The 8,146-nt window shown below is 42.3% G+C and carries 7 protein-coding genes; 1 reads left to right on the top strand and 6 read right to left on the bottom strand.

The window, feature by feature from the left end; translation table 11 throughout:
* Positions 1 to 300: 300 nt before the first annotated feature.
* The 4 genes from clpX to rdgB all read right to left on the bottom strand — a co-directional run bounded on the left by clpX (position 301) and on the right by rdgB (position 5,363).
* A complete protein-coding gene (gene clpX / locus QL919_RS12515) occupies positions 301 to 1,575 on the bottom strand; it encodes an ATP-dependent protease ATP-binding subunit ClpX (protein ID WP_290189814.1) in 1,275 nt (424 codons plus the stop codon).
* Between the two features lie 117 nt (positions 1,576 to 1,692).
* Positions 1,693 to 2,331, bottom strand: a complete 639-nt coding sequence (gene clpP / locus QL919_RS12510; RefSeq protein WP_290189815.1) for an ATP-dependent Clp endopeptidase proteolytic subunit ClpP — start codon at positions 2,329 to 2,331, stop codon at positions 1,693 to 1,695.
* Between the two features lie 488 nt (positions 2,332 to 2,819).
* Positions 2,820 to 4,163 carry a trigger factor gene (gene tig / locus QL919_RS12505; protein ID WP_290189813.1) on the bottom strand — a complete coding sequence of 448 codons (1,344 nt, stop codon included), beginning with the start codon at positions 4,161 to 4,163 and terminating at the stop codon, positions 2,820 to 2,822.
* A 510-nt stretch (positions 4,164 to 4,673) separates the two neighbouring features.
* Positions 4,674 to 5,363 (bottom strand): RdgB/HAM1 family non-canonical purine NTP pyrophosphatase, encoded by a 690-nt coding sequence (gene rdgB / locus QL919_RS12500; RefSeq protein ID WP_290189812.1) that lies wholly within the window; start codon positions 5,361 to 5,363, stop codon positions 4,674 to 4,676.
* A 503-nt stretch (positions 5,364 to 5,866) separates the two neighbouring features.
* On the opposite strand from rdgB, the gene QL919_RS12495 reads away from it, so the two are divergent.
* Positions 5,867 to 6,496 carry a superoxide dismutase gene (locus QL919_RS12495; protein ID WP_025652529.1) on the top strand — a complete coding sequence of 210 codons (630 nt, stop codon included), beginning with the start codon at positions 5,867 to 5,869 and terminating at the stop codon, positions 6,494 to 6,496.
* A 75-nt stretch (positions 6,497 to 6,571) separates the two neighbouring features.
* Here the strand turns inward: QL919_RS12495 and QL919_RS12490 are convergent, their stop codons facing one another.
* Both QL919_RS12490 and QL919_RS12485 read right to left on the bottom strand, forming a co-directional pair.
* On the bottom strand, positions 6,572 to 7,150 hold the full coding sequence (locus tag QL919_RS12490) for a hypothetical protein (RefSeq protein ID WP_025652528.1): 579 nt from the start codon (positions 7,148 to 7,150) through the stop codon (positions 6,572 to 6,574).
* A gap of 163 nt (positions 7,151 to 7,313) precedes the next feature.
* Positions 7,314 to 8,132: a DUF72 domain-containing protein gene (locus QL919_RS12485; RefSeq protein WP_290189811.1), complete on the bottom strand. Its 819-nt coding sequence runs from the start codon at positions 8,130 to 8,132 to the stop codon at positions 7,314 to 7,316.
* Positions 8,133 to 8,146: the final 14 nt, after the last annotated feature.

Genomic DNA, 8,146 nt, shown 5'->3' with positions numbered 1-8,146 from the left:
AACAATCAAAACCGTCGGTACGACGGGGTTAGCTTAGTCCATTTGCCTAACCGCTGATACAAAACATCGTATCAAGTATGGGTATTACCTAAGAAACCCCTACCTCTATAGGTGGTGGGTGGTTCATTTTTATCTACTTATCATTAATAGACGCCGCTGTCATTTTTCAAACAATACGTTAAAACCAACATACAGGCATAAAAAAAGCGCCTTAGCACGATATGCCAGACGCTTTTTTACAGTGACAGCCAATAATGACAGCCAATTATTTGCAATTAACTGTCTGAATTGAACCATAAATTAAGCAATTTTAGGTGTCTTGCCTTCATTAATCACTTGCTCATCAACCATCACCGTTTTGGCGTTTTCCATTGATGGCAGCTCATACATCGTTTCAAGTAAGGCATTCTCAACGATAGAGCGCAGACCACGGGCACCTGTTTTACGCTCCATGGCTTTTTTGGCAATGGCATCAAGCGCTTCTTTAGTAAAGCTAATCTCAGCACCTTCCATATCGAACAGATACTTATACTGTTTTACCAGTGCGTTCCTCGGTTCGGTTAGAATTTGTACCAGCGCTTCTTCATCAAGCTCTTGTAGTGCCGCCAATACTGGCAGACGGCCAATCAGCTCAGGAATAAGACCAAACTTAATCAAATCCTCTGGCTCAACTTGTTGTAGCAAGTCTGAGCTACGGCGGCTGTCATCTTTTGAGCTGACATCAGCATTAAAGCCAATACCGCCCTTTTCAGTACGCTGCTGAATCACTTGATCAAGACCAGCAAATGCACCACCAACGATGATGAGGATATTGCTGGTATCGACTTGGATCAGCTCTTGCTGTGGATGCTTACGTCCGCCATGAGGCGGGATAGCAGCAACCGTACCTTCGATTAGCTTTAGCAAGGCTTGTTGTACGCCTTCACCTGATACATCACGAGTGATAGACGGGTTGTCACCTTTTTTACTAATTTTATCAATCTCATCGATGTAGATGATGCCTTGCTCAGCTTTGCTGACATCATAGTCAGCCGCTTGCAATAGCTTCTGTACGATGTTTTCGACGTCTTCACCGACATAACCTGCTTCGGTCAAAGTCGTAGCATCCGCCATCGCAAAAGGCACATCTAATAGACGCGCCAACGTTTGTGCCAATAAAGTCTTACCAGAACCCGTTGGACCAATCAGCAAGATGTTACTTTTCGCCAATTCAACCATGGCATCGTCAGCGCCAATTTTGGCTTTTTTGCTGTCATTGGCCAATGTTTGGCTGACTTTTAGACGTTTATAGTGGTTATAAACTGCCACGGCCAACGCTTTCTTAGCAGCGTCTTGCCCGATGACATATTCATCCAATTTGGCACGCAACTCTTTTGGCGTTGGTAATTTTTTATTGACCCAAGAGGTGTCAATGTCACTATCGTCATCACCGTCTTCTGCACTATCGGCAATAAGGTCAGTACATAGCTCGATGCATTCGTTACAAATATTGGCATCGTCAGCGGCAATCAGCTGTTGTACATCGCTTTTGGCTTTGCCGCAAAACGAGCAATGCGGGGTGTTATCTTCTGCCATAAAAGGCGCTCCTAAAATGTAAAGCTTACAAGTATTCTGATGGTTTGCATCAATGCCAAAACGCAACGCGCCAAGGCATTGGATGCTGCTCAAGGCTTCTATATGCCAGTTATCTAGTTATAGAGAAGTAGGGCGGCGCTCTAATACTTCGTCAACCAGACCATACTCTTTTGCTTCTTGAGCATCTAACCAAAAGTCACGCTCAACGTCTTTTTCGATTTTTTCTAATGGCTGACCAGTACGCTCAGATAAGATTTGATTTAAGCGAGCACGAGTTTTTAAAATTTCACGGGCATTAATTTCGATATCCGTCGCCTGACCTTGCGCACCGCCTGATGGCTGATGAATCATCACGCGAGCATTGGCCAGCGAATAACGTTTGCCTTTTTGCCCTGCAGCCAATAGGAATGAACCCATACTATAAGCACCGCCCATACAGATAGTCGATACTTCAGGCTTGATAAAGTTCATGGTATCAAAAATAGCCAAGCCCGCGCTTACTGAACCACCTGGCGAGTTGATATATAAATGAATGTCTTTGTCAGGGTTTTCAGCTTCTAAGAATAACAACTGAGCCACAATCAGGTTGGCCATATGGTCTTCGACTTGACCGGTCAAAAAGATAACACGCTCACGTAGTAGGCGTGAAAAAATGTCAAACGAGCGTTCACCGCGTGAAGATTGTTCAACCACCATTGGCACTAAGGCCGCTTGTGGTGCATTTTGAGTGTTTTGTACGTCGTTGTGCGCACTCATCAGCATATCGAAATGCGGGTTGGCAGTGATGCGATCATAATCTGTCATAAAGATGTCCTGTTTATAAGTACATAAAATAAAGAAATTGGGTTAGCGATTGGCTAAGTTATTATTGGTGTTTATCATTGTAAACATTGCTGAGTGTTCGTCATAGCGACTGAGCAATAACTTCTCTTAGGGCGGTCTGATAGTACATATACCGCTAATGTTTAAGAATCAATAATTGCTAATAATGATTATTGAAAAAGCCACTAAAAATAATTGAACTAATGGTAACTTTTTTATGAGAGCAATAGTAACTTTTTAATGTGAAAAATGATAAATGACCCCCTATTAATAAGGCGTCTATGGGCATTTATCAAGGGGCTTGGTGATAAACTATGGATAAATTTCGTCTAAGTACCGCCTTTAACCACCAATAAAAATGCCCTAACAAAGTGTTAGGGCATTTATGATACATTCTAGAGCAGTAACGCTAAAGCGCTAAATTACATACCTTGCTGCTGTTGTTGCTGAGCAGCTAGCAAGTCTTGGTAGCTGACTTCTTTGTCAGTTACTTTGCCTTGCTCGATTAGATAATCAACCACTTGGTCTTCTAGTACCACAGACTCAATGTTAGCGCGCTGCTGTTTATCATTGGTGTAGTACTCGATGACTTCTGCTGGGTCTTCGTAGTTTTCAGCGGCTTCTTTGATAAAGCTTTCAACACGCTCTTGATCAACTTCTAACCCTTTGGTGTCGATAACGCGGGCAACGATGATGCCAAGACGGGCAGCACGTAGTGCTTGCTCTTCAAATAGCTCATTTGGCAGCATGTCTTTATCGAAGCTGTCAGCGTTCGCACCGAACTGCTGAGAAAAACGTTGCATCATCATGTTGCGTTGACGCTCGATTTCTTGCTCTAGCATGGCGTTTGGTACATCAAACTCGTTCTTTTCTAATAGAGCATCAAACGTTGCTTGCTTCACTTGGCTACGCGCAGCATTTTTGATTTCGCGTTCCATGTTTTTGCGGACGTCTTCTTTTAATTTCTCAACACCGCCTTCTTTTACGCCGAATAGCTCTAGGAACTCTTCGTCGATTTCAGGTAGCTTAGATTTTTCAACCAATTTTACGTTGATTTTGAACTGAGCTTCTTTACCAGCTAGGTTTTCAGCTTGGTAATCTTCTGGGAAGGTCACGTCAATGACTTTTTCTTCGCCAGCTTTCATGCCTTTAATGCCTGCTTCAAAGCCTGGAATCATCTGGTTGCTACCGATAACCAATTTGAAGTCTTCAGATGAGCCGCCTTCAAATTTTTCGCCGTCGATAGAGCCTTCAAAGTCAAAAGTAACTTGGTTGTCTTTGGCTGCTTTACCTTTCTTTTCAACGAATTCTTGACGTTGCTTTTGTAGGTTTTCAATCATGGTGTCAACATCTTCGTCGCTAACTGTCGCTGTGTGACGCTCAACTTCAATCTCATCGATACCTTGGACGTCAACTTCTGGGAAGATTTCTACAGTGGCTTGATAAACCAAGAAATCGTCTTCTAGTTTTACGTCGTCGATGTTAGGCATGCCAACCGCGCGGATGTCTTCAGACTTGATGGCTTCAAACACGGTGTCACGGATGACGTCGTTGATAACTTCTTGTTGAATACCAGCACCGTACTGAGAGCGGATATGTGACATAGGCACATTACCTTTACGGAAACCATCAATCTTGGCAGTTTTCGCAACTTGGCGAATGCGGCCTTCGACCTTGTTTTGAATTTTTTCGACGGGTACTTTAACCGTTAGCTGAGTTTCTTTATTAGATAGCTTGTTGGTTGTGACTTGCAAATCTGTAGCCATGTTAGTTACACCTTTAGGATTAAATAATGAATAATAGACAATCTTGCCTCAAAATACGGGCATGTGCTGCTGATTGCCGTTGGAATAAATAGGGGATAGCGATAGCCAACAGTCTCGCAGTCAGTACCTTGAGCAATCGCCCATAGTAATAACTGCTATCAAAAGATGAAACTGTCAATGTGATAAAGCTATCGAATATCAATAATAAACCGTCAATGCATCGCATAATAACGCTTTTTGCTGAATTATACAGACAAATAACGGCTTTCAACAAAATTTTAAAAGTAGAACAGTATAATCTATCTGTTTATTAAAGTAAAAATTATCTGTTTGCCGCTGATTTCTTGTCAATCTACCATGTGGCTAAGCGCGCTGTGATGAGTACTTTTATCTCTGCGTTTAATCTTATAGTAGCGTCACACCAGATGAAATTGGCTGTTTGGCTACTACGGTTTGGCAATAACGACAAGCCAGTTTAGAAATGATAAACCAGATTATAAGTGACAAAAGCTATAAAGGCAGTTGCGCCAATAGCTGCTCTATCGCTTGCCCGCGGTGACTGATGCTGTTTTTGTCAGCAGCACTCAGGCTAGCAGCAGTCGCTTGAAGCTCTGGTAGCCAAAACAATGGGTCATAACCAAAACCGCCGCTACCATGCGGCGCCGCCAAAATCTCACCGTGCCATAAACCTTGCGCGATAATCGGTAGCGGATCATCAGCATGGCGCACCATTGCCAGTACGCAAACAAACATACCTTTAATAGGAGCATCTGGCTTCGCTGCGCGGATAGGCTGCAAATCAGCGATGAGCTTTGCATTGTTTTTGCCATCATTGCCGTGCACGCCTGCATAGCGAGCAGAGTAAATGCCGGGTGCATTGCCCAATGCTGGTACGCACAAGCCTGAATCGTCGGCAATCGCAGGCAATCCGCTGATACGGCTGGCATGACGCGCTTTAATAATGGCGTTTTCTACAAAGCTCAATCCATCCTCAATGGCATCTTCGATATCGAGCTGACCTTGCGGGACAATCGTTATATCCAAATTCGCTTCAGCAAACAAACGGGTAAATTCAGCCAGTTTGCCTTTGTTATTACTGGCGAGAACCCATTGATTGGTTGGCGCTGTTTGTAATGAATGGGTTGGTGACGCCGATTGTGGCTGAGTGTCATTGGCGTTGGTGAAACTGGTGTTTTTCATGTGGCTGTTACTCATAAAGTCATTTCGGTTATTTAGGACTGTAATATTCGGTTCTAGCTTTTGTCATTCAATGAGCATGTTATTGATTAATAACCAATCATTAACAGATAGCAGTAGCGATAACATAGCTTACGTAATCTGTGCATAAACAACTTATTGCTATACAGATTGTACGGTCTATAACATTTGGTAACTGATATTGCCGCTCACTGTTGCTATAATAGGCGCCAAGCTACAGTGAATTATATCTTATAGCTTGTGAATATTAAGTTAATAAAGGCTTATAAAGTCAACGACTTGGCTTTAGGGCAAAGAATAACAGTTAAGTTAATTTTGGATTCATAATAATACGTGATATTGTGTTTAAAAATACAAAGTATCAAACGTATTAAGCGATAAAATTCATTTCAATCAATAAACTCAGCCAATTTAGCTCGATATTTTGCCTGTCTTTTTAAGATAGGCAAAATATGAGTGGCGAAATAAGCAAGGATAAAATAACTATGTCAAACATTACTTTACCAGACCTACCATATGCAAAAGATGCTTTAGAGCCGCACATCAGTGCTGAAACTTTAGAGTTCCATCATGATAAGCATCATAATGCATACGTGACTAAGCTTAACGAGTTGCTACCGGGTTCTGGTCTAGAAGACAAAACATTGCCAGAAATAATCGTAGCCACGGCTAAAGATGACAGCAAGCAAGGTATGTTCAACCAAGCAGCCCAAGTATGGAACCACACGTTCTATTGGAATTGCATGACGCCAACCAATGGCGGCGGCGAACCTACTGGCGACTTGAAAGCTAAAATTGAAGAAGATTTCGGTAGCTATGATAAGTTCCGTGAAGAGTTTAAAAACGCTGCACTCACTCAGTTCGGTTCAGGTTGGGCGTGGCTAGTCGCTGATAAAGTCGGTGGCAAACTGTCAATTGCTAAAACAGCAAATGCTGATACACCACTTGCACATGACCAAGTAGCGGTATTGACTTGTGACGTGTGGGAACATGCATACTATATCGATTATCGTAACCGTCGTCCTGACTATGTTGACACGTTCCTAGACAAACTAGTGAACTGGGACTACGCAAACGCTAAATACAAAGGTCAAGATGCTGGTGTTGAAGAGTAATCTTTAATCCAAGTATTTGATTAATAAAAAAGGACGCTGAGAGGCGTCCTTTTTTTTGGTTTAATATGTTTCTGATTAGTCTTCTAATGCTTTTGTCCAGAAATTTCTCAAAGCTTTGATGTAACGCTGAATATCAGTTTTGGTCAAAACGACACTTTCGTTAACTATAAGGTTTGGAAAATATTTATTTAAATTGCGTCCAGAGTCACCCTCAAATCCGTGCTTTATCACATTAGCAACATACCTTAACTCTTTATTCAGTGCTTTCCAATCAGAACAGGAATCAAGATCATAATTATCTTGAGCTAATAGAGGCTTCAATATATCAGTATCGGCTGAACCAAATGCTCTTATTTTTTGTCGCTCAAAAAGATGAAATAACCAGACTGCTGTAGAATTTAAAAACTCTTGCTTTAACTCTTGTTCAATCAAAAAGTGATTAACTTCCTCAAAATAAGCATCTTCTTCTATCATTCCTACATCATCTATGTCAGGATCAAGACTCTTTGATTTCTTTTCAAGAAATAGCTTTCTTTTTTCTATAGCTTCTAATTCAATACTTTCAAAACTACTTAATAGTCGAGTAAGAGTTGTCCGTTCGAATCCATCTATCTCTTGCTCGATATTTATTTTTATTATTTCGGGATCCATCATATTATATTCCTCCTCAGGAAACGTAAATTCAGGCTGTAGATAGCGTAGTAGACGTAGACGTAGGCTGGGCTTTTAACCCAGCACTGTGTCTTTATAAAGTTTTAAAGCTGGGTTAAAAAAACCAGCCTACAAATATAGTTAAGATTATTATTTAAACTTAATCCTACAACACCTCAAACCCAAACTTACCCAACGCTTCTCGCAGCATTGCAATATTATAATAAGCATGCGCATTCACAGTATTTTGAAAGAAGATATAGAGTGTATCAAAGTGCTGACGCTGATTGGCAATCGCTTGCGCCCATTCCTGCATCTCCGCCTCGCTGTAGCGATAATCATGACGGTCAGCCGCGCTCATCGCATCCCACCAGTTTAAATTATTACCATGCATACGCAGATAGCCCGTGCGCTCGGTAAATATCAATCGTGACGGTGGTAGACCGCTGACTTTGGGGTAATCGACGCTACACCAAATCAAACCTTGCTTGATAAAACTATCAACCACTTGCGGGGTATGCCAACCATTATGGCGAAACTCAACGGCTAGTGGATAATCTTGAAACCAACTGACAAGGTTTGCCAGATACAACCGATGCTCACGGGTACGGTCAAAGCCGTGTGGAAATTGCAGTAGTAGTGGCGCGAGAGCGTTGGCTTCGATCAGTGGAGACAGGGCATTCAAAAATGCTTGGGCGTGTTCAGCTGTGCCCTTGCGCGCATGAGTAAAGTCTTGATGCAGTTTGACGGCGAACTTCAACGCACTGTCTGCTTGTACGTAGGCTTTATCGACCATGCCAGCAAAGGCTTTTTGTCCGATGGGCGCGTAGAAAGTGCTATTAATCTCGACCGCGCCGTATTGTTTGGCGTATTCGCGTAATAAATCCGTTTTTTTGGTACCAGTGGGATATAGCGTGCCGAGTAAGTCGGTATCGCTATAACCGCCGGTGCCAAGATAAATACGCGGAGTAGGGGTACTGTCCATGTTGACCACCCTTT

Origin of the sequence: Psychrobacter sp. APC 3426 (assembly GCF_030408035.1) — a bacterium.
Lineage (GTDB): Bacteria > Pseudomonadota > Gammaproteobacteria > Pseudomonadales > Moraxellaceae > Psychrobacter.
Note: the sequence above shows the minus strand (reverse complement) of the source record. Positions and strands in the feature narration are given on the sequence as shown.